This is a genomic window from Pseudomonas parakoreensis (genome assembly GCF_021602155.1).
Taxonomy (GTDB): Bacteria; Pseudomonadota; Gammaproteobacteria; order Pseudomonadales; family Pseudomonadaceae; genus Aquipseudomonas; species Aquipseudomonas parakoreensis.
Genome location: NZ_BQHY01000006.1, coordinates 246,849 through 273,053 on the forward strand (window position 1 = coordinate 246,849; position 26,205 = coordinate 273,053).

Here is a 26,205-nt window from a genome sequence, read left to right on the forward strand (position 1 = left end):
CGTAATTAAGCCGGGGATTGTTATCATCGCGACCTCCTTCGCCTGGATAACCACCGTTTGCCATGTCCAACCTGACCGTTCGCGCCACCGCCGAGCGCCTGCCACTGGGCCTTCCGAACACTTTTTTCGACCGTGACGCGCAAGTGCTGGCGCGCGATCTGCTCGGCAAAGTCATCCGCCACCGGGTCGGCGATCTGTGGCTCAGTGCCCGGATCATCGAAACCGAAGCCTATTACTGCGCGGAAAAAGGCAGTCATGCCTCCCTCGGCTACACGGAAAAGCGTAAGGCTTTGTTTCTGGATGGTGGACACATTTATATGTATTACGCCCGTGGCGGCGATTCACTGAACTTCAGCGCTCAGGGGCCGGGCAATGCGGTGTTGATCAAATCCGCCTACCCATGGGTCGATGAGGTCAGCGGGCCGGCGAGCCTGGCGCAGATGCTGTTGAACAATCCCGATGCCCAAGGCCGCCCGCGTCCTTCGCAAAAACTGTGCGCCGGCCAGACGTTGCTGTGCAAGGCGCTGGGCTTGAAGGTACCGATGTGGGACGCCAAGCGTTTCGACCATGAACTGCTGCTGGTGGAAGACACCGGCCCGACGCCGACGCAGATCATTCAGACCACACGCCTGGGCATTCCCCAGGGCCGCGACGAGCACCTGATGTACCGGTTCGTCGACGCCACGTATGCCCAGTGGTGCACGCGGAACCCGTTGCGCCGGGGTCAGGTCGAAGGTCGCGATTATTTCCTGCTGTAAACACGTAACCCTGCAGGAGCTGCCGCAGGCTGCGATCTTTTGATCTTTTAACAGCAAAGATCGCAGCCTGCGGCAGCTCCTACAGGGATCATCAATGGTTTGGAGTTTTTTGGTATGGGCCCATGGCTCGATAGCGTAACCGGATGGCTGGCGGCCAATCCGCAGTGGCTGGCCGCTGCGGTGTTTATCGTCGCATTCGTGGAGTGTCTGGCCATTGCCGGAATAATCGTGCCGGGCACCGTGCTGTTGTTTGCCGTCGCCGTACTGGCCGGCAGCGGTGCACTGTCGTTGAGTGAAACCCTGCTGCTGGGCTTTCTCGGCGGGATTCTGGGCGATGCGGTGTCGTATTACCTGGGCCGTCACTTCCACCAGAACATCCGCCGCCTGCCGGGTTTGCGCCACCATCCGGAATGGATGGCCGGGGCTGAAACCTACTTCCAGCGTTACGGCATCGCCAGTCTGCTGGTCGGGCGCTTCATCGGTCCGCTGCGACCGATGCTGCCTATGGTCGCCGGGATGTGCGACATGCCCTTCCCGCGCTTCGCCGCCGTCAGCCTGCTGGCGGCGGCCGGCTGGAGCGTCGCCTACCTGCTGCCGGGCTGGGCCACCGGCGCGGCGATCCGTTTGCCGCTGCCGGAAGGTTTCTGGCTGCAGGCCGGCATCGTCGCCGCCAGTATCGCAGTGATGGTCGGCCTGAGCGTCAACAGCAGCTTGCGCCAGCATCGTCGGGCGACGATCTGGATCAGCAGCATGAGCCTGTTGATTCTGATCGGCCTGTTTATTGGCTATCCGTATCTGCACGCCCTCGACCAGGGCGTGATGACCCTGGTGCAGGAACATCGCCAACCGATGCTGGACGAGATTGCGGTGACGTTCACCCTGATCGGTGAATTCCGCAACATGCTGATGTTCAGCGCCCTGCTCACCGGCCTGTTGCTGCTGTGCCGGCAATGGCGTCAGGCAATCTTTGCCGGCGGCACGCTGCTGTGTACCGCGCTACTGAACACCGTCACCAAACAGTTTTTCGCCCGGGTCCGCCCGGAGGTGCTGACCGATCCACTGACCAGCTACAGCATGCCCAGCGGCCATGCCTCGGGTTCGTTTGCATTGTTTCTGGTACTCGCAGTCCTCGCCGGTCGCGGCCAACCGCCGCGCATGCGCCTGACCTGGCTGCTGCTCGGCTGCATTCCGGCGCTGTCGATTGCGTTGTCACGAGTCTATCTGGGCGCGCACTGGCCGACAGATATTCTGGCGGGTGCGATGCTGGCGGCATGCGTGTGTGCGGCGGGCCTGTGGCTGAGTCAGCGCAAGGCGCCGCTCAACGCCATGCCGTTCAAGGTCTGGTGGCTGATTCTGCCGGCACTGCTGGTGCTGTTCAGCCTGTTCGTTCTGCGGCATTTGCCGGACACGATGTTGCGTTACGCTTATTGAGAAGCAAAAGATCGCAGCCTGCGGCAGCTCCTACAAGGTTTTGATTTCACATGCGCAAGATGGCGCGGGTATGAAATGAATCTCATGTAGGAGCTGCCGCAGGCTGCGATCTTTTTCGCTCAGGCGAACAGCTCGCCCTGCAGCTCATCGAGCAGCGCCTGGATCGCATCCAGTCGCTGCTGCGGATCGTCGAGTTGCAGCAGGTCGATCTTGTCTTCTTCGGCGAACGGCAGCAGATACGCCAGTTGATTGGCCAGCGACTGCTGCCCCAGCGCTTCGGTGCCCATGTTCAGCGCCTCGACCATCGGGTGCTCGGCCAAGGCCTTGAGCAACGCCACCAGATCGGCGTCTTCGTCCTGCAGCGGTTGCTCCGGCTCATCGTCCAGCCATTCGACGTCGGCAAGGATCAACTGATCGCGCTGCACCTCTGTGCGCAACACCTGAAAACGCCGCCCGCCCTGCACCCGGATCCCGAGCAGACCGTTGTCCTGTTGCTGGAAATCGGTGATCCGCGCCTCGCAGCCGACCAGGGCAAAGCCTTCGGGCGCAACGCCGACTTCGTGGCCGTCGAGGATGCACACTACGCCGAAACCGCCACCCTGTTTCATGCAGCGGCCGATCATGTCCAGGTAGCGCGCCTCGAAGATCTGCAAGTCGAGGTTGCAGCCGGGAAACAGCACTGTGTTCAGCGGGAAAAGCGGCAGACTCATAGACATTTCCTTAGACCACCATCGACACCGCCAACGGCAGGAACACCGCCGTGGCCACGCCCATCAGACTCATCGCCAGCGCCGCGAAGGCGCCGCACTCATCGCTTTCCTGCAGCGCCACCGAGGTGCCAACCGCGTGTGCGGTCATGCCCAGCGCCATGCCGCGCGCTTCAGGACTGTGCACGCCGAGCCGGGTCAGCAACGCCGGGCCGAAGATCGCGCCAATCACTCCGGTGATCAACACGAACACCGCCGCCAGCGCCGCGACACCACCGATCTGCTCGGCCACCAGCATCGCAATCGGCGAAGTCACCGACTTTGGCGCCATGGTCATCAAAATCATGTGCTCGGCGCCGAACCACCAGCCGAGCAACACGCCCATGCCCGTGGCGACTACCCCGCCTATCACCAGCGTAGTAAAAATCGGCCAGAACAATTGGCGGATGCGCTTGAGGTTCAGATACAACGGCACCGCCAACGCCACCGTCGCCGGGCCCAGCAGAATGCTGAGGATCTCGGTGCTCTTGCGGTACTCGGCGTACGTCAGACCGCAGCCGACCAACACGCCGATCACCAACAGCATGGAGACCAGCACCGGTTGCAGAAAGATCCAGCGGGTTTTCTCGAACGCCGCCAGCACCAGTTGATAGGCACCGAGGGTGATGCCGATGCCGAACAGCGGATGATGAATGACCGAAGCCCAGGCACCTTGCCAATCGAAGAGCATCAGGATTCCTCCGACCGGGGCGCGTGGCGCTTGACCAGCCGTTGCATCAGCACCCCAGCGAAGGCCATCGACAGGATCAACGACAGCACCAGCGCGCCGACAATCGCCCAGAAATCAGCAGCAATGTCGCTCGCATACACCATCACGCCCACCGCTGGCGGCACCAGCAGCAACGGCAGATAACGCAACAGGCTGCCGGCCGCGAGGTTCAGCGGCTCGCCGACTTCACCACGCATGATCAGGAACACCAGCAACAGCAGCAGGCCGATGATCGGCCCCGGCAGCACCGGCAACAGCAAATGGTTGAGTGCCGTGCCGAGCAGTTGAAACAGCACCAGCATGGTCAGGCCACGTAACAACATCAGACATCTCCCCCGCAAGTCCTCGGCATTATAAGCACGGCGGCGCTATGGATCGGCATTCGCCAAAAGCATGGTCGGTTGACCGGAGCAAAACGCCATGATGATCTACAGTGGTTCGCAGGGCGGTCAAATCCCCCACCTGAAAAACTATAAAACCGATGAACCCAAGGAGAGTCTCAATGCCCTATGTTCCCGTTGCAGAGCTCAAAGATTATGTCGGCAAGGAACTCGGACGTTCCGAATGGCTCACCATCGATCAGGAGCGTATCAACCTGTTCGCCGAAGCCACCGGGGATTATCAGTTCATCCATGTCGATCCGGTCAAAGCCGCGCAAACGCCTTTTGGCAGCACCATTGCCCACGGTTTCCTGTCGCTGTCGCTGATCCCGAAACTGATGGAAGACATCCTCGTGCTGCCGCAAGGCCTGAAGATGGTGGTCAATTACGGCCTGGACAGCGTGCGTTTCATCCAGCCGGTGAAGGTCAATTCAAAAGTGCGCCTGAAAGTCGACCTGGCCGAAGTCACCGAGAAAAAACCCGGTCAATGGCTGCTCAAGGCCACCGCGACGCTTGAGATAGAAGGCTCGGACAAACCGGCCTATATCGCCGAACCGCTGTCGCTCTGCTTTGTTTGAGTCACCGGATGCGAAGCAGCGCACGCTGTTTCGCATCCGCGCTGTTTTCCCGGCTGTATAAGGTCACATGGCTGCGGCATACTCGGTCGCCTAATTGCCCGGATCCCGCTATGCGCCCACTCGCTTCTCTTGCACCCCTTGCCCTGACCCTGATGCTCACCGCGTGCGGCGACGGCGAATCGCTGTTGCCCCCGGATGCAAGGCTGCCGGACGGCGGACGCTATCGCGGTGAACTGGTCAACGGCTTGCTGCAAGGCCAGGGCCGCGTCGACTATCCCAACGGCAGTTGGTACGCCGGACAATTCGACAAGGGCCAATGGCATGGCCAGGGCGAATGGCACGGTAGCAACGGCGAGGTTTACCGCGGCCAGTTCCAGCAGGGCCTGTTCGACGGCCAAGGCAGTCTGACCACCAACGCCAGCAGTTACACCGGCGGTTTCAAGCAGGGCCGACGCGATGGCGAAGGCACGCTGAAAGAAAACGGCATGACTTACCGTGGCGAGTTCAAGGCTGACCAGTATTCCGGGCTGGGGCGTCTGGAAATGGACGACGGCAGTTCCTATCAGGGCCAGTTCGCCCACGGCAAACCCAACGGCGAAGGCCAGCGCGGCGATGCCAGCGGCAACACCTTCAGCGGCCATTTCGTCAACGGCCAGCTCGAAGGCAATGGCACCTTCAACAGCGCCGATGGCGACATCTATGTCGGCGGCTTCAAGAACAGCCAACTGCACGGCAAGGGCCGCTATGAAAACGCCGACGGCGACGTCTGGCTCGGCCAGTTCAAGGAAGGCGCGCTGACCGGCAAGGGCGAATTGATCGGCGCCGACGGCAGCCACTACATCGGCTATTTCAATGACTGGCGCTTCAGCGGCCAGGGCCGTTTGAACCTGTCTGACGGCAGCTTCTACATCGGCGAGTTCGACAGCGACAGCTACGCCGGGCGCGGCACCCTGGTGCTGACCGACGGCACCGTACTCAGCGGCACCTGGATCAACGGCCAGCGCGTGCGTGACGCCGCCGGCAAGCTGCTGCCCGACACCCTCGAACTCGGCTTGCTGGCCCAGGGCCGCCTGCTCGATAACGCGCTGGCCGCCGTGCCCGCCTCGACCCCGGCGGTGGAGTTGTACACCCTGACCCTCGGTGGCGACGGCAAGCAAAGCGTGTTCCTGCGCGAGTCCGACTACGTCGCCAACATGCTCACCACACGTTTCGGCGCTTACGGCCAGATCCGTCTGGTCAACCACCGTGACCACCTCACCGACCGGCCGATGGCCACCCGCGAAAACCTGCGCCGCGCCGCGCAGACCCTGGCCGAGCGCAGCGGCCCGGAAGACCTGGTGTTCATCTACCTGACCAGCCACGGCACCGCCGAACACGAACTGGTGCTCGACCAGCCGCGCATGGAACTGGCCGACCTGCCCGCCGACGAACTCGCCACGGTGCTGGCGCCGCTGAAAAACCGCGACAAGGTGATCGTGATTTCATCGTGCTATTCCGGTGGTTTCATCCCCGCGCTGAAAGATGAGCGCACCCTGATCATGACCGCCTCGCGCGCCGACCGCGTGTCGTTCGGTTGCTCGGAAGAAGCTAACTTCACCTACTTCGGCGACGCCTTGTTCGCTCAGGCGCTGAACCAAACCGACGACTTGGAGCAAGCCTTCAAACTGGCCAAGGCCACCGTCGCCGAGCGCGAACTGGCGGACAACTTCGAAGCCTCGGAGCCGCAGATCTGGGCGCCGAAAACCGTGCTGGCGCACTGGCAACTGCTGCGTAAGCAGCAGGCCAGAAAAGCGTTGCAGAGTGCTGCGTTGAACGACGGAGCCACAAACAGCAACTAAGCTGAACAGTATCAAGGGAGAAACACTATGTACTTGACGCCTCAGCACGTTTTGCTTGCCGGAGCCACCGGACTGACCGGTGAGCACCTGCTCGACCGTTTGCTCAACGAGCCGACGATCACCCGCGTGCTCGCCCCGTCCCGCCGGCCGCTGGCGGAACATCCGCACCTGGAAAACCCGGTGGGCGACCCGCAGGCGTTTCTGCCGCAGCTCAGTGGTCGCGTCGATATCGCCTATTGCTGCCTCGGCACCACCATCAAACAGGCGGGTTCCGAAGCCGCGTTCCGCGCGGTGGATCTGGACATGGTCGTTGCGTTCGCCAAACGCGCGCGGGAGATGGGCGCGCGACACCTGATCGTGATCAGCGCACTGGGCGCCGATCCGAAATCGTCGATTTTCTACAACCGGGTCAAAGGTGAGATGGAGCAGGCGTTGCGAGCGCAGGACTGGCCGCAATTGACCATCTGCCGACCATCGCTGTTGCTGGGCGATCGCACCGAGCCGCGCCTGGGCGAACAGCTGGCCGCGCCTTTTTCCAAATTGATTCCCGGCAAATACCGCGGCATCGAAGCCTGCCAACTGGCCCGGGCGATGTGGCGTCTGGCACTGGAAGAACAGGATGGGGTGCGGATCGTCGAGTCGGATGAGCTGCGCAAGCTCGGCAAGTAGTTTTGTGGTGCCTGGGCTGGCCTCTTCGCGGGCAAGCCCGCTCCCACAGTAGTCTCCAGCGAACACAAACCTGTCGCACGACATCAATCACTGTGGGAGCGTGGCTTGCCCGCGAATGGAGTGCGCAGCACTCCCCTAAAATCCACCCGTCGCCTGAAACCCGACGCCGATCACGGTCAGCAACGACAGCGGCAACAGCAGCGTATCGAGCAACGCACTCGCCGGCAGGTCCACCCCCGGATAGCTCGGCGCCTCAGCGCCGAAGCGATCCATCGCACAACATCCGCCATTCATCGCATACAAATCCAGACGCGTTCCGGAATACACCACTGGCGCGCCAGGTTTGGCTGCATCCAGCGTGCGCGCGGTGGCGCAACCGGCCAGTTGCAGCGCCAGCACAATCGTCAGCAGCTTATTCATCGCTGCTCAGATGATGCTCGCCCCAACGCGGCAGCATGTCCTGCGGAATGCCCAACAGATTGAGAATCCGCGCGACAACGAAATCGATCAGGTCGTCGATGGTCTGCGGCTGGTGATAGAAGCCTGGCGACGCTGGCAGGATGGTCACGCCCATGTTCGACAGCTTGAGCATGTGTTCCAGATGAATGCTCGAATACGGCGCCTCGCGCGGCACCAGAATCAACTGGCGACGCTCCTTCAAGGTGACGTCCGCTGCGCGTTCGATCAGATTGTTGCAGGCACCGGTGGCAATCGCCGACAAGGTACCGGTGGAACACGGCACCACAACCATCGCCGCTGGCGCGCCGGAGCCCGAGGCCACCGGCGACATCCAGTCTTCCTTGCCGTACACACGGATCTGCCCGGCAGCCGCTCCGGTGTACTCGGTGAGAAAAGCCTGCATCATCTGCGGCTTGGGCGGCAGCGTGACATCCGTCTCGGTGGCCATCACCAGCTGCGCAGCCTTGGAGATCAGGAAGTGCACTTCACGATCTTCGCGCACCAGGCAATCGAGCAGGCGCAACCCGTACTGCGCGCCGGACGCGCCGGTCATCGCCAGCGTGATGCGTTCCGGACCGCCGCTCTGGGCAAACGAGTTCATTGCAGGGCCTCGGCGAGCTTGCCGTGCAGGCCGCCGAAGCCGCCGTTGCTCATGATCACCACATGGGTGCCGGGCTGAGCCTGGCTCTTCACCCGTTCGATGATGCCTTCGAGCGAATCGCTGACAATCGACGGCACGCTGCACAGTGCCGCGGTGGCTGCCAGATCCCAACCGAGGTTGGCCGGGGCATACCAGATCACCTGATCGGCATCGACCACGCTGTCCGGCAGACCGTCACGGTGCGCGCCGAGCTTCATCGAGTTGGAGCGCGGTTCGATAATCGCAATCAGCGGTGCGTCGCCGATGCGCTTGCGCAAACCGTCGAGGGTGGTGGCGATGGCCGTCGGGTGGTGGGCGAAGTCGTCGTAGATGGTGATGCCGCGCACTTCGGCGACCTTCTCCATCCGGCGCTTGACGTTCTTGAACGCGCTCAGCCCGGCAATGCCCATCGCAGGCACCACACCGACATGCCGCGCCGCGGCCAGAGCAGCCAATGCGTTGGCCACGTTGTGCTGACCGGTCAATTCCCATTCAACGGTGCCTTGGGACTCACCTTCGAACAGCACTTCGAACGCCGAGCCATCGTCCTTGAGCAACTTGACCTGCCACTGACCGCCGGCACCGGTGGTTTGCACCGGGGTCCAGCAACCCATCTCGATCACGCGCTGCAAGGCCGGCTCGGTGGTCGGATGGATCACCAGGCCTTCACTCGGAATAGTGCGCACCAAGTGGTGGAACTGTCGCTCGATCGCTGGCAGATCGGGGAAGATGTCCGCGTGATCGAACTCAAGGTTGTTGAGGATCGCGGTACGCGGGCGGTAATGGACGAATTTCGAACGTTTGTCGAAGAACGCGCTGTCGTATTCGTCAGCCTCGATCACGAAGAACGGCGTACCGCCCAGACGGGCCGACACCGAGAAATTCTGCGGCACGCCGCCGATCAGGAACCCCGGGCTCATGCCGGCGTGTTCCAGCACCCAGGCGAGCATGCTGCTGGTGGTGGTTTTGCCGTGCGTACCGGCGACCGCCAGCACCCAGCGCCCTTGCAGCACGTGATCGGCCAGCCATTGCGGGCCGGAGACGTACGGCAGGCCTTTGTTCAGCACATATTCCACCGCCGGGTTGCCGCGCGACATGGCATTGCCGATCACCACCAGATCCGGTGCCGGATCAAGTTGGGCCGGGTCGTAGCCCTGGGTCAGTTGAATGCCCTGGGCCTCAAGCTGCGTGCTCATCGGCGGATAGACGTTGGCGTCGGAGCCGGTCACGTGGTGGCCCAGCTCTTTGGCCAGAACCGCCATCGAGCCCATGAAAGTCCCGCAGATACCCAGAATATGAATGTGCATAGTCGACCTCGTAAAACATCGCCGCAGGTTAGCGCAGGGAGGGGGAAATCGCACTCTTTAGCTGATCACCATCACCCCACCTGTAGGAGCTGACGAGTGCAACGAGGCTGCGATCTTTTGATCCTGTAAAGAACAAGATCAAAAGATCGCAGCCTCCGGCAGCTCCTACAGGGGGATTTATGCGGTTCGGGCGATTCCGTGTTTGCGCAGCTTTCTGTAGAGGGTGTTGCGGCTGACCCCGAGCTGCTGCGCGGTCTGGGTCATGTGCCAGCGCGCTTGCTCCAGCGCATTGAGCAACGCCAGGCGTTCGGCGTCCTCCAGCGGATGCTCGGACTCAACCGTCTTCAGCGCAAGCGGCGGCTGCGCCTGGCGAATCATCGCCGGCAAATCCTCCACCCCGATCCGCCCTTCATCGCACAACGCCGCCAGCGTGCGCAGGACATTGCGCAACTGCCGCACGTTGCCCGGCCAGTTGAACGCCAGCAACGCCTGACGGGCCGCCTCGTCAATCACGATTGTCTCGCCGCCGGCCTCCTCGGCCAGCAGGAAATCCAGCAACTGCGATTTATCACTGCGTTCGCGCAGCGCCGGCAGCGCAACTTCGAGGCCATTGAGCCGGTAATACAGGTCTTCACGGAAGCTGCCGTCTTCGACCCGCTCCAGCAGATGGCGATGCGTGGCGCTGATGATCCGCACGTTGACCGCCTCCGGCTCGCCGCCGATCGGCACCACCTGCCGGTCTTCCAGCACACGCAGCAAACGGGTTTGCAGCGCCAGCGGCATGTCACCGATTTCATCGAGAAACAAGGTGCCGCCATCGGCCTGCTGCAGCTTGCCGCGCATGCCGTCCTTGCGCGCGCCAGTGAAACTGCCACCGCGATAACCGAACAGCTCGCTCTCGATCAGGCTCTCGGGGATCGCCGCACAGTTGAGGGCGACGAAGGCTTTGTTGGCACGCTGGCTGGCATGATGCACAGCTTTGGCGAAGGCTTCCTTGCCGGAGCCGGTTTCGCCATTGATCAGCAGCGGCACGTCGCGCTCGAACACGCGCAGCGCCTTGCGAAAATCCGCTTGCAGCGCGGCGTCACCGAGGCAGATGCCCGCCAGTGGCTGAGCTTTGGCCACGACCGGGGCCGGCATGATCTTCGCCGGTTTGCGCGACTCGCCACGCAGCAAGGCAAACAGATGCCGCCCATCGCGGGTGCGCAGCGGCCAACTGGCGCTGGCATTGGCGCTGGCGCGACCGAGCAGCTCATCCAGCGAGCAATCGAAAAATGCTTCCACCGGTTTGCCGAGCAAACCACCGCGAATATGCCCCAACAGGTTCAGCGCACTTTGGTTGACCGCGCTGATCCGCCCTTCGCCGTCAAACGCCAGCAGCCCTTCGCTGAACAAGCCGACGGATTCGGCCTGCAGATGAAAACGCAGCAACCACTGGTTATCGAAGCAACGCAGGAAATAGCAGCTCTCGATCATCTTCGCCGACAGATTGACCAGCGCCATGGTGTGGAACTGGCTCTGGCGCGAAACGTCGTGGCGCGCCGAGGAGACGTCGAGCACTGCGAGCAATTCGCCGTGCGGGTCGAACACCGGGCTCGCCGAGCAGGTCAGGCCGGTGTGGCGGCCACGAAAGTGTTCGTCCTGATGGATGGTCAGCGCCTGGCGCTCGACCAGGCAGGTGCCGATACCGTTGGTGCCTTCGCAGGCTTCGCTCCAGTCGGCGCCGAGCCAGAGCCCGGCACGTTCGAATATCTTGCGCTCGGCGGGTGCGGTGACGCAGTTGAGGATCACTCCTCGCGCGTCGGTCAACAGCACCGCATGACCGGCGCCGGACAGTTGTTGATGCAGGCTGCTCATTTCATTGCCGGCAATCTGTAACACCTGTTGCAGGCGCTCGCGGCTTTCAAGCACGCGCCCGTGTTCGAGCACCGTAGGCGCCATCGTCAGGGCCGGATCGAGGTGGTAGTCCTCAAGACAGCGCAGCCACGAACGGGCAATCGACGGATCGGCACCCGGCCCGTGCAGGTGCGGCTTGCCCTGACTGACGGTGAGAACCTGCTGGGCATGGCGACTCAAATGGTTGTCGTGCATTTCTTATTATTCTCCCCGAAAGGTCGACGCAAACCTGGTGTAGGAGCTGCCGAAGGCTGCGATCTTTTGATCTTCAAAAACAAGGTCAAAAGATCGCAGCCTTCGGCAGCTCCTACAGGGTTTCTGTTGGCTGAGGATCCTCCAGGCAGGCCGGCATTGCAATGCTGGCAAGACCAGCCGGTCACAGGCTGTGCCAAAAGCGGTACAAACTGTCACCCGCTCTGTACCGAAACCATCACAGGCTGCGTCCGCCCGTCCGACACAAACTACGCAAGGCCTTGATTTGCCTGCCCTGCGCGGCAATGGCCCGACCTTTGCTCTACGCTTATAGCAAGCGCACTTGCGCGTTTCTCTAATAAGTACAAAGCCAAGGAGAACAACATCATGCGTTACGCTCACCCCGGTACTGAAGGCGCCAAAGTCTCGTTCAAGAGCAAGTACGGTAACTACATCGGCGGCGAGTTCGTCGCGCCTGTCAAAGGTCAGTACTTCACCAATACCTCGCCAGTGAATGGCCAGCCGATTGCCGAATTCCCCCGCTCCACTGCCGAAGACATCGACAAGGCACTGGACGCCGCCCATGCCGCTGCCGACGCGTGGGGTGCGACCTCGGTGCAGGCGCGCTCGCTGATCCTGCTGAAAATCGCCGACCGCATCGAACAGAACCTCGAAACCCTGGCGATCACCGAAACCTGGGACAACGGCAAAGCCATCCGCGAAACCCTCAACGCCGACATCCCGCTGGCGGCCGACCACTTCCGCTACTTCGCCGGGTGCCTGCGCGCCCAGGAAGGCAGCGCGGCCGAAATCGACGGCAACACCGTGGCCTATCACATCCATGAACCGCTGGGCGTGGTCGGCCAGATCATCCCGTGGAACTTCCCGCTGCTGATGGCCGCGTGGAAACTCGCCCCGGCACTGGCCGCCGGCAACTGCGTGGTGCTCAAACCTGCCGAGCAGACGCCGCTGGGCATCTGCGTGCTGATGGAGCTGATCGGTGATCTGCTGCCACCGGGCGTGCTCAACGTGGTGCAAGGCTTCGGCAAAGAAGCCGGCGAAGCACTGGCCACCAGCAAACGCATCGCCAAGATCGCCTTCACCGGCTCGACCCCGGTCGGCTCGCACATCATGAAATGCGCCGCCGAGAACATCATTCCTTCCACCGTGGAACTGGGCGGCAAGTCGCCGAACATCTTCTTCGAAGACATCATGCAGGCGGAGCCGAGCTTCATCGAGAAGGCTGCCGAAGGTCTGGTGCTGGCGTTCTTCAACCAGGGCGAAGTCTGCACCTGCCCGTCCCGTGCCCTGGTCCAGGAATCGATCTATGACGAATTCATGCAAGCGGTGATGAAGAAAGTCAGCCAGATCAAACGCGGTGACCCGCTGGACACCGACACCATGGTTGGCGCCCAGGCGTCCGAGCAGCAATTCGACAAGATCCTGTCGTACCTGGAAATCGCCAAGGGTGAAGGCGCCGAGCTGCTGACCGGCGGCCAGGTGGAAAAACTCGAGGGCAATCTGGCGACCGGCTATTACATCCAGCCGACCCTGCTCAAGGGCACCAACAAAATGCGCGTGTTCCAGGAAGAAATCTTCGGCCCGGTGGTGAGCATCACCACGTTCAAGGACGAAGCCGAAGCCCTGGCGATTGCCAACGACACCGAGTTCGGCCTCGGCGCCGGCCTGTGGACCCGCGACATCAACCGCGCCTATCGCATGGGCCGCGCGATCAAGGCCGGTCGCGTATGGACCAACTGCTACCACCTGTACCCGGCGCACGCCGCGTTCGGCGGGTACAAGAAGTCCGGCGTCGGCCGTGAAACCCACAAGATGATGCTCGATCACTATCAGCAGACAAAAAACCTGCTGGTGAGCTACGACATCAATCCGTTGGGCTTCTTCTAAAATCGGGGGCAACACAGATAATTCTGTGTTGCCCTCCAAACAGCTATCGCTGGCAAGCCAGCTCCCACAGGGATCTTTGCAGATCTTGATCGCGGGTACACCACAGAAACTGTGGGAGCTGGCTTGCCAGCGATGGCGTCCTCAATGACACAACACAAGGCCTGGCCGCTCTGGCACGGCACTTGCGTACCCGTCATTCAGGTTTTGCAAAAAAACTGCCGCTGCGTGAACAGCTTCCATCCACCTCAACCGCTGCACCCGAAAGTCCAACAGATCGAACAATAAAAAACAGAGAGGACTTATGACTTCCACCACACAGCTCAAACCCACACTCGGCACCCTGCACCTCTGGGGCATTGCCGTCGGCCTGGTGATTTCCGGCGAATACTTCGGCTGGAGTTACGGCTGGGGCACTGCCGGCACCCTCGGATTTCTGGTCACGGCGCTGATGGTCGCGACCATGTACACCTGCTTCATCTTCAGTTTCACCGAACTGACCACCGCAATTCCCCACGCAGGTGGGCCGTTTGCCTACAGCCGCCGAGCGTTCGGCGAAAAAGGCGGGTTGATCGCCGGCATCGCCACGCTGATCGAATTCGTCTTTGCCCCACCGGCGATTGCCATGGCCATCGGCGCCTACCTCAACGTGCAATATCCGGGACTCGACCCGAAAATCGCGGCGGTCGGCGCTTATTTCGTGTTCATGACCCTGAACATCCTCGGTGTCAGCATCGCCGCCACCTTTGAACTGGTGGTCACGGTGCTGGCGGTCGCTGAATTGCTGGTGTTCATGGGCGTGGTTGCACCGGGCTTCAGTTTCAGCAATTTCGTGCTCAACGGCTGGTCCGGCGCCAACGAGTTCACACTGGGTTCGATCCCCGGGATTTTCGCAGCGATTCCGTTCGCCATCTGGTTCTTCCTCGCCATCGAAGGCGCGGCCATGGCCGCCGAAGAAGCCAAGGATCCGAAACGCACGATTCCCAGGGCCTATGTCAGCGGCATTCTGACCCTGGTATTCCTCGCCATCGGCGTAATGGTGATGGCCGGCGGTGTCGGCGACTGGCGCCAGCTGTCGAACATCAACGATCCACTGCCGCAGGCAATGAAAGCGGTGGTCGGCAACAACTCCTCGTGGATGCACATGCTGGTGTGGATCGGCCTGTTTGGCCTGGTGGCGAGTTTCCACGGGATCATCCTCGGCTACTCGCGACAGTTCTTTGCCCTCGCCCGCGCCGGTTACCTGCCGAAAAGCCTGGCCAAGCTGTCGCGCTTCCAGACCCCGCACCGGGCGATTCTGGCTGGCGGCGTGATCGGCATCGCGGCGATCTACAGCGACGGCCTGGTCAACCTGCAAGGCATGACCCTGACCGCCGCGATGATCACCATGTCGGTGTTCGGCGCAATCGTGATGTACATCATCAGCATGCTCAGCCTGTTCAAACTGCGCAAAACCGAACCGCACCTGGAACGCACCTTCCGCGCCCCGGGCTACCCGGTGGTGCCGGCGATTGCGTTGTTTCTGGCGGTGGTGTGCCTGGTGGCGATGGCGTGGTTCAACACGCTGATCGGCTGCGTGTTCCTCGGCTTCATGGCCGCTGGTTACCTGTACTTCCAGCTGACCGCCAAACAACGCGCCGACGCCCCGGCAGACGCTATGCTCGAAGGTATCTGAACTGCCATATAAAAGTGCACAGCGCCCATCCAGGCACTGTGCTGGAACTCTGTAGGAGCTGCCGAAGGCTCGGGCCGCGTTCGGACGATCTTTTGATCTTGTTTTTAGAAAATCAAAGTCAAAAGATCGCAGCCTGCGGCAGCTCCTACAGGGGGTTTATCGTTTACAGGAGGATATTGTGGCCGCATTTACCCATTCCGTCGGCGCCCAGACCTATCGCTTCGACAGCCTCAAGGACGTCATGGCCAAAGCCAGCCCGGCGCGCTCGGGGGACTTCCTGGCTGGCGTTGCCGCGCTCAACGACGGTGAACGCGTGGCCGCGCAAATGGCGCTGGCCGACATTCCGCTCACGCATTTTCTGCAGGAAGCGCTGATTCCCTACGAAGCCGATGAGGTCACCCGACTGATCATCGACACCCACGACAAACAAGCCTTCGCCGTGGTCAGCCACCTCACCGTCGGTGGTTTCCGTGACTGGCTGCTCAGCGATGCGGCGGACGAGACCAGCCTGCGCAAGCTCGCCCCCGGCCTGACCCCGGAAATGGTCGCCGCCGTGTCGAAAATCATGCGCGTGCAGGATCTGGTGCTGGTGGCGCAGAAGATCCGCGTGGTCACAAAATTTCGCGGCACACTCGGCATGCGCGGACGCCTGTCGACCCGCCTGCAACCGAACCATCCGACCGACGAACCTTCCGGCATCGCCGCCAGCATTCTCGACGGCCTGCTGTACGGCAACGGCGACGCGATGATCGGGATCAACCCGGCCACCGACAGCATCGCCTCGATCTGCGCGATGCTGGAGATGCTCGACGCGATCATCCAGCGTTACGACATTCCGACTCAGGCCTGTGTGCTGACCCACGTCACCACCTCGATCGAAGCGATCAATCGTGGTGTGCCGCTGGATCTGGTGTTCCAGTCGATCGCCGGCACCGAGGCGGCCAACGCCAGTTTCGGCATCAATCTCAATGTACTGCAGGAAGGCTATGACGCGGGGCTGAGCCTGAAGCGCGGCACCCTCGGGCAGAACCTGATGTATTTCGAGACTGGCCAGGGCAGCGCGCTGTCGGCCAACGCCCACCACGGTGTCGACCAGCAGACCTGCGAAACCCGGGCCTACGCCGTCGCGCGGCACTTCAAGCCGTTTCTGGTGAACACCGTGGTCGGCTTTATCGGCCCGGAATATCTGTACAACGGCAAGCAGATCATCCGCGCCGGCCTCGAAGATCATTTTTGCGGCAAGTTGCTCGGCGTGCCGATGGGTTGCGACATCTGCTACACCAACCACGCCGAAGCCGATCAGGACGACATGGACACCTTGCTGACGTTACTCGGCGTAGCCGGGATCAACTTCATCATGGGCATCCCCGGTTCCGACGACATCATGCTCAACTACCAGACCACCTCGTTCCACGACGCGCTCTACGCCCGTCAGACTTTGGGCCTGAAACCGGCGCCGGAGTTCGAGCAATGGCTGGCGAACATGGGTATTTTCACCCAGGCGGACGGCAAGGTCCGCTTTGGCAACAACCTGCCGCCGGCCTTCCGCCAGGCGCTGGCGCAACTGGGATGAGTGTGATGGAAAAACCGCCTGTGGACCCGCAAAACCCTTGGCTGGAGTTGCGCCGCCTGACCCCGGCGCGCATCGCCCTGGGCCGTACCGGCACCAGCCTGCCAACCCGCGCCCAGCTGGATTTCCAGTTCGCCCACGCTCAGGCGCGGGATGCGGTGCATCTGCCGTTCGATCATGCCGGACTCAGCGCGCAACTGCGCGAACGCGGGCGCGACAGTTTATTGCTGCACAGCGCGGCGACTGATCGCAACAGCTACCTGCAACGTCCGGATCTGGGGCGCAAGCTCAGCGACACCTCGGCGCAGGCCCTGCATGAGCACGCGCAGGCCAATCCCGGCGGGGTCGACGTGGCGATTGTGGTGGCGGACGGTTTGTCGGCGCTGGCGGTGCATCGCCATACCTTGCCGTTTCTGAGCCGTCTGGAGGAGCAGATGAGCACCGACGGCTGGTCACTTGCCCCCGTGTTGCTGGTGGAGCAGGGTCGAGTGGCCATCGGTGACGAGATCGGTCAGTTGCTGGGCGCAAAAATGGTCGTGATGCTGATCGGCGAGCGTCCGGGCCTCAGCTCGCCCGACAGCCTCGGTGTGTATTTCACCTACAATCCAAAAGTCGGGCTGACCGATGCCTACCGCAATTGCATCTCCAATGTGCGGCTTGAGGGCTTGAGCTATGGCATGGCGGCGCATCGCTTGTTGTATCTGATGCGCGAAGCCTGTCGGCGGCAGCTGTCGGGGGTCAACCTGAAGGATGAAGCGCAAGTACAGACGCTGGAGTCGGACACGGGTGCGGACATGAAGGGAAACTTCCTGCTTGATCCACCCACAACCTGAACCGTTTCCGCATTGCGTTTCTGCGCTGCTTTAAGGCAGGATCGAAGCACGGCCGCAGGGTTTCCCATCGCCGTCAGAGCAGTTGAAGACAGCCACTTGAAGACGAGACCTATCATGCGGATTATTCAAGCGACCCTCGAACACCTGGATTTGCTGACCCCGTTGTTCGTCAAGTATCGCGAGTTCTACGGTTCCCTGCCTTACCCGGATTCCTCCCGCGCGTTTCTCGAAAAGCGCCTGCGACGCAAGGAATCGGTGATTTATCTGGCCCTGGCCGATGATGACGACAAGAAACTGATGGGGTTCTGCCAGCTGTATCCAAGTTTCTCCTCGCTGTCGCTCAAGCGCGTGTGGATCCTCAACGACATCTATGTCGCCGAAGATGCCCGCCGCCAGCTGGTGGCCGACAACCTGATCCGCACCGCGAAGAAAATGGCCAAGGAAACCCAGGCCGTGCGCATGCGCGTGTCCACCAGTGCTGACAATGAGGTGGCGCAGAAGACCTACGAATCCATTGGCTTCAAGGAAGACACCGAGTTCAAGAACTACGTGTTGCCGATCAGCGACGAGCTCTGAAATCAAAAGATCGCAGCCTGCGGCAGCTCCTGCAGGGATAACGCATTCCAAAGGTAGGAGCTGCCGCAGGCTGCGATCTTTTGATCTTTTATCAAACCCGAAGTCTGCCTGACATTTATTCACCCCCCGACATCCCTCGCTACAAAACCAACGCGCTTTTCACCTCTCAGACCGTATAATCCCGAGCTTTCCGGCTTGTAAGAAAAACTACACCCCGCTGTAGGCTTACACCCGAATCATCCGCACAGGCCTGCCGAGTCGGGCCGTCACCACAGGTGCCCCCATGGATTTCAACCCGCTCGACCTTATCCTGCATCTCGATGTGTACCTCGATTTGCTGGTCACCAACTACGGGCCGTGGATCTACGCGATTCTGTTCGCGGTCATCTTCTGTGAAACCGGTCTGGTGGTGATGCCGTTCCTGCCGGGTGATTCGCTGCTGTTCATCGCCGGTGCCGTGGCGGCGGGCGGTGGCATGGATCCGGTGCTATTGGGCGGTCTGTTGATGCTCGCGGCGATCCTCGGCGACAGCACCAACTACGTGATTGGCCGAACGGCGGGCGAAAAACTGTTCAGCAACCCGAATTCGAAAATCTTCCGTCGCGATTACCTGCAAAAAACCCACGATTTCTACGACAGGCACGGCGGCAAAACCGTGACCCTGGCGCGCTTCCTGCCGATCATCCGCACGTTTGCACCGTTCGTCGCCGGCGTCGGGAAAATGCCTTATCCGCGTTTCTTCGCGTTCAGCGTGTTCGGCACCGTGCTGTGGGTCGGCGGTCTGGTGACCCTGGGTTATTTCTTCGGCAACGTGCCGTTCATCAAAAAGAACCTGTCGCTGCTGGTGGTCGCCATCATCCTGCTGTCGCTGGTACCGATGATCATCGGTGTGGTGCGCAGCCGTTTCGGCGGCGCCAAAGTCGAAACCCACTGATCCGATGTGGTCACTGAGCGCCTGGCGTCGCCGGCGCATTCTGGCCAGGCACCCGATTGCCGACGAGATGTGGCAACGGGTGCGCCATCACCTGAGTTTTCTCGACGGCATCAGCGCCGCCGAAGACCAGTGGTTGCGTGAAGCCTGCGTCCTGTTCCTCGAAGAAAAACACCTGACCGCCCTGCCCGGTGTTGAATTGCATCAGGAACAACGCCTGTTGCTCGCCGCCCAGGCCCAGTTGCCGCTGCTCAATCTCGGCGACTTGAACTGGTATCAGGGTTTCCACGAAATCGTCCTTTATCCCGATGACTTTCTCAGCCCGCAACGGCATCGCGATGCCAGCGGTGTCGAGCACGAGTGGGACGGTGAACACAGCGGCGAAGCCTGGCAACAGGGCCCGATCATCCTCGCCTGGCCGGGGGTGATGGCCAGTGGTGGCTGGGAAGGCTACAACCTGGTGATCCACGAACTGGCGCACAAACTCGACATGCTCAACGGCGACGCCAACGGCCTGCCGCCGCTGCACGCCGACATGCGCGTCAGCGACTGGGCCGAGGTCATGCAACACGCCTACGATGACCTCAACCGCCAGCTCGACCGCAACCCCGACGCCGAAACTGCCATCGACCCTTACGCCGCCGAAGACCCGGCGGAGTTCTTCGCGGTCACCAGCGAATACTTTTTCAGCGCCCCGGATCTGCTGCACGCGGCTTATCCACAGGTCTACTTGCAACTGCAGCTTTTCTACCGGCAGGATCCGTTGGGAAGGCTGCGGCAACTTCAGGCCACAGACCCGGTCTATCAGGCGCACGCGTAAACGCTGCACGACTTCTGGTACGTGGCGTCGGCGTAGGAATATGCCTATAATCGCCGCCACTTTTTGGTCAATCCGGCCAAGTGTTTTTGGTCAACTACGGGGGCAATGCCCAATGAGCTACAGCAAGATTCCGGCTGGCAAAGACCTGCCGAACGACATCTATGTCGCGATCGAGATCCCGGCCAACCACGCGCCGATCAAATACGAAATCGACAAAGACAGCGATTGCCTGTTCGTTGACCGTTTCATGGCCACCCCAATGTTCTACCCGGCCAACTACGGTTACATCCCGAACACCCTGGCTGACGACGGTGATCCCCTCGACGTGCTGGTTGTGACCCCTTACCCGGTTGCTCCAGGCTCGGTGATCCGCGCGCGCCCAGTCGGCATCCTGAACATGACCGACGACGGCGGCGGCGATGCCAAAGTCATCGCAGTGCCACACGACAAGCTGTCCCAGCTGTACGTCGACGTGAAGGAATACACCGACCTGCCACCGCTGCTGATCCAGCAGATCGAGCACTTCTTCGCGAACTACAAAGATCTCGAAAAAGGCAAGTGGGTCAAGATCGAAGGCTGGGCTGGCGCTGACGCCGCTCGCGAAGCGATCACCAAGTCGGTTGCTGCCTACAAGGGCTAAGCACCTGCTGACTGCAAGATGCCTGAAGAAAACCCCGGTTGATCCGGGGTTTTTTGTGCCTGAGCAATGGCGTTTTAAACAGTGTGTTTATCACGGACTACAGAAAAGTTTCGATGTGAGTGATTTCCCACAAGCACGTCTTACATCCAGTCGCAAAATACAGCCTTTTTTTGAACACCCGGTTTATTCAAACCGCTCTGGCACGGCCGTAGACTCGGTGTTTATGAGAAAGAACACTAGCGGTCCAAGATTCAAGGCACTCCTGGAAGCAGCGAACATCACCACCACGGGATTCGCAAAGTTCTGGGGCACGGAAGCCCAAAACATTCATAACTGGTACACCCGGGGTGTCCCGGCGTATCGCATGGAGGAAGTCTCGCGCCTGCTCTCGGTCAACAGCGAGTGGCTGAAGACCGGCGAAGGCAGCAAGGAGTTACCGCGCCTGCAGACGCCTGCCAGCAACGGCGACACCTTTGATGCCGAGGCCATCTGCGGCGTCTACACCGTCATAGACCCCAGGGACATCGAACTGCCGTTTTTCAAGGAAACGCCGATCACCAACGGCGCCGGCAAAACCCACGTCATCCTCGACCCCGAACAAACCATCCGCCTGCCCCGCGCCCACCTCGATCAACTGGAAATCCGCCACACCGACGCCATCTGCGCACACATGATCGGCAACAGCATGGCCGAGCGCATCGAAGACGGCTCTATCGTCGGCATCGACCGCGGCCTGACCCAAGTCGTCGATGGCGAAATCTACGCCATCGAACACGACGGCATGCTGCGCATCAAATACCTGCACCGTATGCCCGGCAACGCCCTGCGCCTGCGCAGCCATAACAGCGCCGAACACCCGGACGAAATCTTTCGCGCCGCGCAGATCGAAGAGCAACGAATCCATATCCTGGGGTGGGTATTCTGGTGGTCGACCCTGGGCAAACGCCGGCCGGTGGTGCCGTTTCTCTGATCGGATACGGACCTTCGACCCTGCACCACCCCCTGTGGGCGCGAGCCTGCTCGCGAAGAGGCCCCGAAAATCAGTACAAATGACTAATTTTGCCCTCCGCAGTGGCTCTATTCCGCACTTGAGACTGGGAATCCCCGACAAAACTCAGTATCCTGCGCCCCACATTTGCGCATCGCCCCGCTCCTGCGGCCCAGATGACGCCTGACGCGGCAGACCAACGTCTGACCAAGTCCCACAGCCGGACGCAGATCCGGGTGTACGTTTTGAAGGCTGACGCGGTTTACCAAAAATAAACCAAGCCAGTCCCCGAGAAGCCGGCCACAAGCCGGCTTTTTAATGCCTGCTAAAAAATGTCCTATTCGGCCTTTCGGCATATAAATGAGCCGAGACACGGCGACTTACGCTTTTACCGCACCAGCGCTAACTCGCGAAGGCATCCTCAGCGAGCGTTAATTTATACTCGCCCGCCAGTCAGTTAAAAACACCCATCAGCACAGGGATGCGCCCATGTCCGTTCCAACCTACGATCAGTTCATTGAGCCGATCCTGCGTTTTCTCGCCACAAAGCCCGAGGGTGCTATTGCTCGGGACGCGCACGAAGCAGCAGCGAAAATGCTGCAACTGACCGAAGCACAACGCGAAGAACTGATCGCCAGTGGCCAAGCTACCTACAAGAACCGATCAGGTTGGGCGCACGATCGTCTCAAGCGTGCAGGCCTTTCCAGCAGTGCCAAACGCGGTTATTGGAAATTGACTGATGTAGGCGTGCAGTACGCCAAGGAGCATGCATTTCCACTGTCGGCCAAGGATGTGGAGCACTTAGCTATCGGCTACATGAATGTGAAGCTGAAAGTCGCGCCTGATGCCGAGCCACTGGATGACCAACCAAATGTAGAGCCAGATTTGGCCTCAGCCACCGAAAGCCCCGACGACCGACTGGAGCGAGCGCTAAAAGAATTGCGCGATGCCACGGCGGCCGACCTTTTGGATAACTTGCTGCAAGTCAGCGCCAACCGCTTCGAAGTGATCGTGCTGGATGTACTTCATCGCCTGGGTTACGGCGCCAGTCGTAATGATCTGCAACGTGTCGGCGGTTCCGGTGATGCCGGCATCGACGGCATTATTTCGCTCGATAAATTGGGGCTGGAGAAGGTTTACGTTCAGGCCAAGCGCTGGCAGAACACGGTTGGCCGGCCTGAACTGCAGGCGTTCTACGGAGCGCTCGCTGGGCAAAAAGCCAAGCGTGGCGTTTTCATCACTACGTCCGGCTTCACAGCGCACGCTGTCGACTTTGCCAAATCGGTGGACGGTATTGTGTTGGTAGACGGCACGCGGCTCGTGCATCTGATGATGGATCATGAGGTGGGCGTGACATCACGTTTGTTGCGGTTGCCGACGCTGGATCGCGATTATTTTGATGAGGAATGAGTTCAGTGGTGAGTCAATTTGGCCCGGTTATTCGATTCCTATATTGGGCTTGCCGTGAAAAGTGATGGCACATTAGAATCACGACAATTGTTCTACCAACCCCCACGGATCGAGGGTTACATCAGCACGGGGCGAGGCCGGGACTGAATTCAGTATAGGTTGATGTGCAGGTCAAGGAGACCACTATGTCGGACGTTAAAAGCATCAAGGATCAGAAGCTTCTCTACCATCTCACTTCAGTTGAAAACCTGGATGGGATTTTCAGGGATGGCTTGAAACCTCGCGCCGGCCTCTCGGGTTTCAAAGACGTCGCAGATGCTGAAATCCTGAAAAAGCGGCAGGCTCTGCAGCTCGACAACTACGTCCCCTTCCACTGGTTTGCGAAGAATCCATTTGACGGAAGCGTTCAGCGCAGTAGGCCAGAGGCACAATTTGTGTTGATCTCGGTCTACAGATCAACAGCCAAGCAATACGGCTGGAAAGTCATTCCACGCCACCCGTTAGCAGGCGACTCAATACAGCTACTTGATTACGAACAGGGTTTCGAAGCCATCGAGTGGAATGTCATGAGCAGTCGCGATTACCTAGACCCTCATTGCAAAAGCATCTGCATGGCAGAGTGTCTCGCACCGGGGGTTGTTAAACCTGATGCCTTCTTCAAAATCTTCACCCCCAGCGAAGAAGTTGATGCACTTTGCGTAGCTAAATTACAGGCGGCCGATGTTAATGTGCAGACCAGCGTAAACCAGAGAATGTTTTATCAATGATCTATACCAACCTGAATCCAGAGAAAGCTCTGATTTGGCGTATCGTCCATCGCGATAACCTGCCCTGGATTCTGGACAACGGTCTGCATTGTGCAAACTCGGAAGTACAGGCACCTCAGTACGTGAATATCGGCAACGTCGAATTGATCGACAAGCGCCGTACCCGTCAGGTGCCTATTGCGCCCGAAGGCGTTCTGGCCGACTACGTGCCCTTCTATTTCACACCTTTCTCGGTGATGATGCAGAACATTCACTCTGGGTGGAGTGTTCAGCAACGCAGCAACGACGAGATCGTGATTCTGGTCTCGAGCCTTTATCGCGTTGAAGAGCTTGGCCTACCGTTTGTCTTCACAAACGCACATGCTTACCCGAGTTGGACAAACTACTACAGCGATCTGGCGAATCTCGACCAGGTCGATTGGTCTATCCTTCAACGGCGCGACTTCAAGCGCGATCCTGACGACCCTCGCAAAATGGAGCGTTATCAGGCTGAGGCGCTGATCCACCATCATTTACCGATTACGGGACTACTGGGCATCATGTGCCACACCGATGCAATGAAAGTACGCATAGAAGCAGACGTTGCCGCCAGAGGCCTGACGTTGCCGGTTCATGCGCGCCCCACATGGTATTTCCAATGATCAGATTCACCCAAGGCAACCTGCTGGAAGCCAAAACCGAAGCCCTCGTCAACACGGTGAACACCGTTGGCGTGATGGGTAAGGGCATCGCGCTGATGTTCAAAGAGCGCTTTGCGCAGAATTACCGCGTGTATGCAGCGGCATGTAAGGCCGGGGAAGTAGAAACCGGCAAGATGCATGTGACGGCCACCAACGAACTCGATGGCCCCCGCTGGATCGTGAATTTCCCGACCAAGCGCCATTGGCGTTCTCCGTCGCAAATGGCGTGGATAACCGAAGGTTTGCATGACCTGCGACGGTTCCTGCTTGAAAACGATGTGAAGTCCGTTGCTGTTCCTCCGCTGGGCGCTGGTAACGGTGGTTTGAAGTGGCCCGAAGTGCGCGAGCAGATTGTAGAAGTGCTGGGTGACCTGGATGTCGATATATTAGTGTTCGAACCCTCCAATCAGTATCTGAATGTCGCTAAGCGCGATGGCGTTGAGCAGCTCACTCCGGCACGCGCACTGATTGCTGAACTGGTTCGGCGTTATTGGGTTCTGGGCATGGAATGCAGCCTGCTTGAAATTCAGAAACTGGCTTGGTTTCTTGAGCGTGCAATCGAGAAAACTCCAGATACCGAGAATCCGCTAAACCTCAAATTTGTCGCTCATAAATTCGGTCCGTATGCCAATCGATTGGAGCATCTGCTCAACAATCTGGATGGCAGCTATCTACATTGCGACAAGCGCATCAGTGATGCTGGAATCACCGATGTCATTTGGTTTGATCAAGATCGCAAAACGTTTTTGCAGACCTACCTCAAGACCGAAGCCAAGGAATACTCCCAGGCTTTAGAGCGAACGGCCGAATTGATCGATGGTTTTGAGTCACCTTTCGGCATGGAGTTGCTGGCGACCGTTGATTGGTTGCTGATTCGGGAAAGGATTGCTCCAACCATTCCTGCGGTACGTAAAGCAATGAAGAATTGGGACGGCGGAGCCGCAGCTGCGGTGCGTAAAAACAAGTTATTCGATGATCAGGCACTAGGCATTGCGATCGCTCGTCTGACATCCACCAGCTTCAGCCCGGAAATAGCGGCCTGACATCGTTATGAAATGGGGCAAGAAGTACTTGCCCCCTTACCATGCCCTGACTGAAACGGGCATCGCAATAAGCCATTAGCACATCCGCCCTAATTGCCCCGCGCCCAACCTCACCACTAAATTTCCATTCTGTTTTTGTGCATTACAAAAGCGCCAAGGAATGGAGCAACACCATGTCGTCGTTTTTCAAACTCAATCAATTCGCTGTTCTACTGACCGTACTCCTGACCGCTACCACTTCAGCCTTGGCAGACGAGCCGAAGCTCGTTGGTGACTGGTGGATCATTTACGGCAACGGTATTCCCCACAAGAATATCATGTATGTCGCCGACAGCACTTCAGTCGTGCCGTCGAAGCACACCAAGGGGGCCAAGTTGGTCGCCGTGACACTGGTGTATGAAGAACCCGGCAAACCGATGATCGATGCCTACAACCTCGAAGTTCAGTGTTCGACGAATAAGGTCCGAATGCTCAATGGCCAGTCGGTTGATCGCATCGCCTACATGATGCGCAACCTGAAAGTTAATGACCAATGGCAGCAGCCGAAGGAGTTCTGGGTGCAGCGCACCAGCGAGTTCGTTTGCTCACCTGCCAAAAAGGACATGATCGCGCTGGGCAAGATGGAGTACCTGCAGATGATTCAGGGTATGCAGCAGATGTTCTTCAAACTGGCGCCGATTCAGGAGAAAGGCCAGATGATGGATAACCTCGACTCGATCCTGGGCAACAAGTAAGCGGCGGGA

Annotated in this window: 26 protein-coding genes; 19 read left to right on the top strand and 7 right to left on the bottom strand. The window is 59.9% G+C overall.

Going from position 1 to position 26,205, the window contains the following annotated elements:
• The first annotated feature begins 62 nt into the window (after positions 1-62).
• Both L6D63_RS11510 and L6D63_RS11515 read left to right on the top strand, forming a co-directional pair.
• On the top strand, positions 63-758 hold the full coding sequence (locus L6D63_RS11510) for a DNA-3-methyladenine glycosylase (RefSeq protein WP_131671540.1): 696 nt from the start codon (positions 63-65) through the stop codon (positions 756-758).
• 114 nt (positions 759-872) lie between these two features.
• Positions 873-2,189 (top strand): bifunctional DedA family/phosphatase PAP2 family protein, encoded by a 1,317-nt coding sequence (locus tag L6D63_RS11515; RefSeq protein ID WP_086793060.1) that lies wholly within the window; start codon positions 873-875, stop codon positions 2,187-2,189.
• A gap of 119 nt (positions 2,190-2,308) precedes the next feature.
• On the opposite strand, the gene L6D63_RS11520 is transcribed toward L6D63_RS11515, so the two are convergent.
• From L6D63_RS11520 to L6D63_RS11530, 3 genes are read right to left on the bottom strand one after another with little or no spacing between them, the layout of a single operon-like run.
• Positions 2,309-2,899: an LON peptidase substrate-binding domain-containing protein gene (locus L6D63_RS11520; protein ID WP_007960613.1), complete on the bottom strand. Its 591-nt coding sequence runs from the start codon at positions 2,897-2,899 to the stop codon at positions 2,309-2,311.
• A 10-nt stretch (positions 2,900-2,909) separates the two neighbouring features.
• A complete protein-coding gene (locus L6D63_RS11525; protein ID WP_007960614.1) occupies positions 2,910-3,626 on the bottom strand; it encodes an LrgB family protein in 717 nt (238 codons plus the stop codon).
• Positions 3,626-3,988, bottom strand: coding sequence for a CidA/LrgA family protein (locus tag L6D63_RS11530; protein WP_121187390.1), 363 nt, complete (start codon positions 3,986-3,988; stop codon positions 3,626-3,628). Before L6D63_RS11530 ends, L6D63_RS11525 begins: the two co-directional genes overlap by 1 nt.
• Positions 3,989-4,167: 179 nt before the next feature.
• On the opposite strand from L6D63_RS11530, the gene L6D63_RS11535 reads away from it, so the two are divergent.
• The 3 genes from L6D63_RS11535 (at position 4,168) to L6D63_RS11545 (ending at position 7,130) form a co-directional block, all read left to right on the top strand.
• The gene (locus L6D63_RS11535; RefSeq protein ID WP_003228575.1) at positions 4,168-4,623 is read left to right on the top strand and encodes a MaoC family dehydratase; all 456 of its coding nucleotides are present in this window, start codon (positions 4,168-4,170) and stop codon (positions 4,621-4,623) included.
• 110 nt (positions 4,624-4,733) lie between these two features.
• Positions 4,734-6,461 carry a C13 family peptidase gene (locus tag L6D63_RS11540; RefSeq protein WP_131671539.1) on the top strand — a complete coding sequence of 576 codons (1,728 nt, stop codon included), beginning with the start codon at positions 4,734-4,736 and terminating at the stop codon, positions 6,459-6,461.
• A 27-nt stretch (positions 6,462-6,488) separates the two neighbouring features.
• A complete protein-coding gene (locus L6D63_RS11545; protein WP_007968134.1) occupies positions 6,489-7,130 on the top strand; it encodes an oxidoreductase in 642 nt (213 codons plus the stop codon).
• A 135-nt stretch (positions 7,131-7,265) separates the two neighbouring features.
• Here L6D63_RS11545 and L6D63_RS11550 read toward each other — a convergent pair whose 3' ends face one another.
• The 4 genes from L6D63_RS11550 to L6D63_RS11565 all read right to left on the bottom strand — a co-directional run bounded on the left by L6D63_RS11550 (position 7,266) and on the right by L6D63_RS11565 (position 11,627).
• Positions 7,266-7,550, bottom strand: coding sequence for a YceK/YidQ family lipoprotein (locus L6D63_RS11550; protein WP_095668218.1), 285 nt, complete (start codon positions 7,548-7,550; stop codon positions 7,266-7,268).
• Complete coding sequence (gene ubiX / locus L6D63_RS11555) at positions 7,543-8,190, bottom strand: flavin prenyltransferase UbiX (RefSeq protein ID WP_047296825.1); 648 nt, start codon at positions 8,188-8,190, stop codon at positions 7,543-7,545. The genes L6D63_RS11550 and ubiX overlap by 8 nt, the downstream gene beginning before the upstream one ends.
• Positions 8,187-9,536, bottom strand: coding sequence for a UDP-N-acetylmuramate:L-alanyl-gamma-D-glutamyl-meso-diaminopimelate ligase (mpl, locus tag L6D63_RS11560; protein ID WP_047296827.1), 1,350 nt, complete (start codon positions 9,534-9,536; stop codon positions 8,187-8,189). The genes ubiX and mpl overlap by 4 nt, the downstream gene beginning before the upstream one ends.
• A gap of 177 nt (positions 9,537-9,713) precedes the next feature.
• Positions 9,714-11,627: a sigma-54-dependent Fis family transcriptional regulator gene (locus L6D63_RS11565; RefSeq protein WP_095668217.1), complete on the bottom strand. Its 1,914-nt coding sequence runs from the start codon at positions 11,625-11,627 to the stop codon at positions 9,714-9,716.
• Between the two features lie 384 nt (positions 11,628-12,011).
• Here L6D63_RS11565 and exaC point away from each other — a divergent pair, with 384 nt between their 5' ends.
• The 14 genes from exaC to L6D63_RS11635 all read left to right on the top strand — a co-directional run bounded on the left by exaC (position 12,012) and on the right by L6D63_RS11635 (position 26,196).
• Positions 12,012-13,532, top strand: coding sequence for an acetaldehyde dehydrogenase ExaC (gene exaC, locus L6D63_RS11570; RefSeq protein WP_047296830.1), 1,521 nt, complete (start codon positions 12,012-12,014; stop codon positions 13,530-13,532).
• 301 nt (positions 13,533-13,833) lie between these two features.
• Complete coding sequence (gene eat, locus L6D63_RS11575) at positions 13,834-15,204, top strand: ethanolamine permease (protein WP_095668215.1); 1,371 nt, start codon at positions 13,834-13,836, stop codon at positions 15,202-15,204.
• A gap of 178 nt (positions 15,205-15,382) precedes the next feature.
• A complete protein-coding gene (locus L6D63_RS11580) occupies positions 15,383-16,777 on the top strand; it encodes an ethanolamine ammonia-lyase subunit EutB (protein ID WP_131671538.1) in 1,395 nt (464 codons plus the stop codon).
• Between the two features lie 5 nt (positions 16,778-16,782).
• Positions 16,783-17,607 carry an ethanolamine ammonia-lyase subunit EutC gene (gene eutC / locus L6D63_RS11585; RefSeq protein ID WP_131671537.1) on the top strand — a complete coding sequence of 275 codons (825 nt, stop codon included), beginning with the start codon at positions 16,783-16,785 and terminating at the stop codon, positions 17,605-17,607.
• Between the two features lie 114 nt (positions 17,608-17,721).
• The gene (locus tag L6D63_RS11590; protein WP_007958617.1) at positions 17,722-18,183 is read left to right on the top strand and encodes a GNAT family N-acetyltransferase; all 462 of its coding nucleotides are present in this window, start codon (positions 17,722-17,724) and stop codon (positions 18,181-18,183) included.
• 283 nt (positions 18,184-18,466) lie between these two features.
• Complete coding sequence (locus L6D63_RS11595; RefSeq protein ID WP_041064947.1) at positions 18,467-19,117, top strand: DedA family protein; 651 nt, start codon at positions 18,467-18,469, stop codon at positions 19,115-19,117.
• A gap of 4 nt (positions 19,118-19,121) precedes the next feature.
• Complete coding sequence (locus L6D63_RS11600; RefSeq protein WP_131671536.1) at positions 19,122-19,934, top strand: M90 family metallopeptidase; 813 nt, start codon at positions 19,122-19,124, stop codon at positions 19,932-19,934.
• A gap of 112 nt (positions 19,935-20,046) precedes the next feature.
• The gene (gene ppa / locus L6D63_RS11605; RefSeq protein ID WP_003205933.1) at positions 20,047-20,574 is read left to right on the top strand and encodes an inorganic diphosphatase; all 528 of its coding nucleotides are present in this window, start codon (positions 20,047-20,049) and stop codon (positions 20,572-20,574) included.
• A 223-nt stretch (positions 20,575-20,797) separates the two neighbouring features.
• Entirely contained in the window at positions 20,798-21,544 is a 747-nt protein-coding gene (locus tag L6D63_RS11610) for a S24 family peptidase (protein ID WP_047296837.1), read from the top strand.
• Between the two features lie 507 nt (positions 21,545-22,051).
• Positions 22,052-22,972 (top strand): restriction endonuclease, encoded by a 921-nt coding sequence (locus L6D63_RS11615; RefSeq protein ID WP_131671535.1) that lies wholly within the window; start codon positions 22,052-22,054, stop codon positions 22,970-22,972.
• A gap of 185 nt (positions 22,973-23,157) precedes the next feature.
• On the top strand, positions 23,158-23,739 hold the full coding sequence (locus tag L6D63_RS11620) for a DarT ssDNA thymidine ADP-ribosyltransferase family protein (protein ID WP_047296843.1): 582 nt from the start codon (positions 23,158-23,160) through the stop codon (positions 23,737-23,739).
• A complete protein-coding gene (gene darT / locus L6D63_RS11625; protein ID WP_047296844.1) occupies positions 23,736-24,380 on the top strand; it encodes a type II toxin-antitoxin system toxin DNA ADP-ribosyl transferase DarT in 645 nt (214 codons plus the stop codon). Before L6D63_RS11620 ends, darT begins: the two co-directional genes overlap by 4 nt.
• The gene (gene darG / locus L6D63_RS11630) at positions 24,377-25,462 is read left to right on the top strand and encodes a type II toxin-antitoxin system antitoxin DNA ADP-ribosyl glycohydrolase DarG (RefSeq protein WP_047296845.1); all 1,086 of its coding nucleotides are present in this window, start codon (positions 24,377-24,379) and stop codon (positions 25,460-25,462) included. The genes darT and darG overlap by 4 nt, the downstream gene beginning before the upstream one ends.
• A gap of 173 nt (positions 25,463-25,635) precedes the next feature.
• Positions 25,636-26,196, top strand: a complete 561-nt coding sequence (locus L6D63_RS11635) for a hypothetical protein (RefSeq protein ID WP_095668212.1) — start codon at positions 25,636-25,638, stop codon at positions 26,194-26,196.
• The last annotated feature ends 9 nt before the right edge of the window (positions 26,197-26,205 follow it).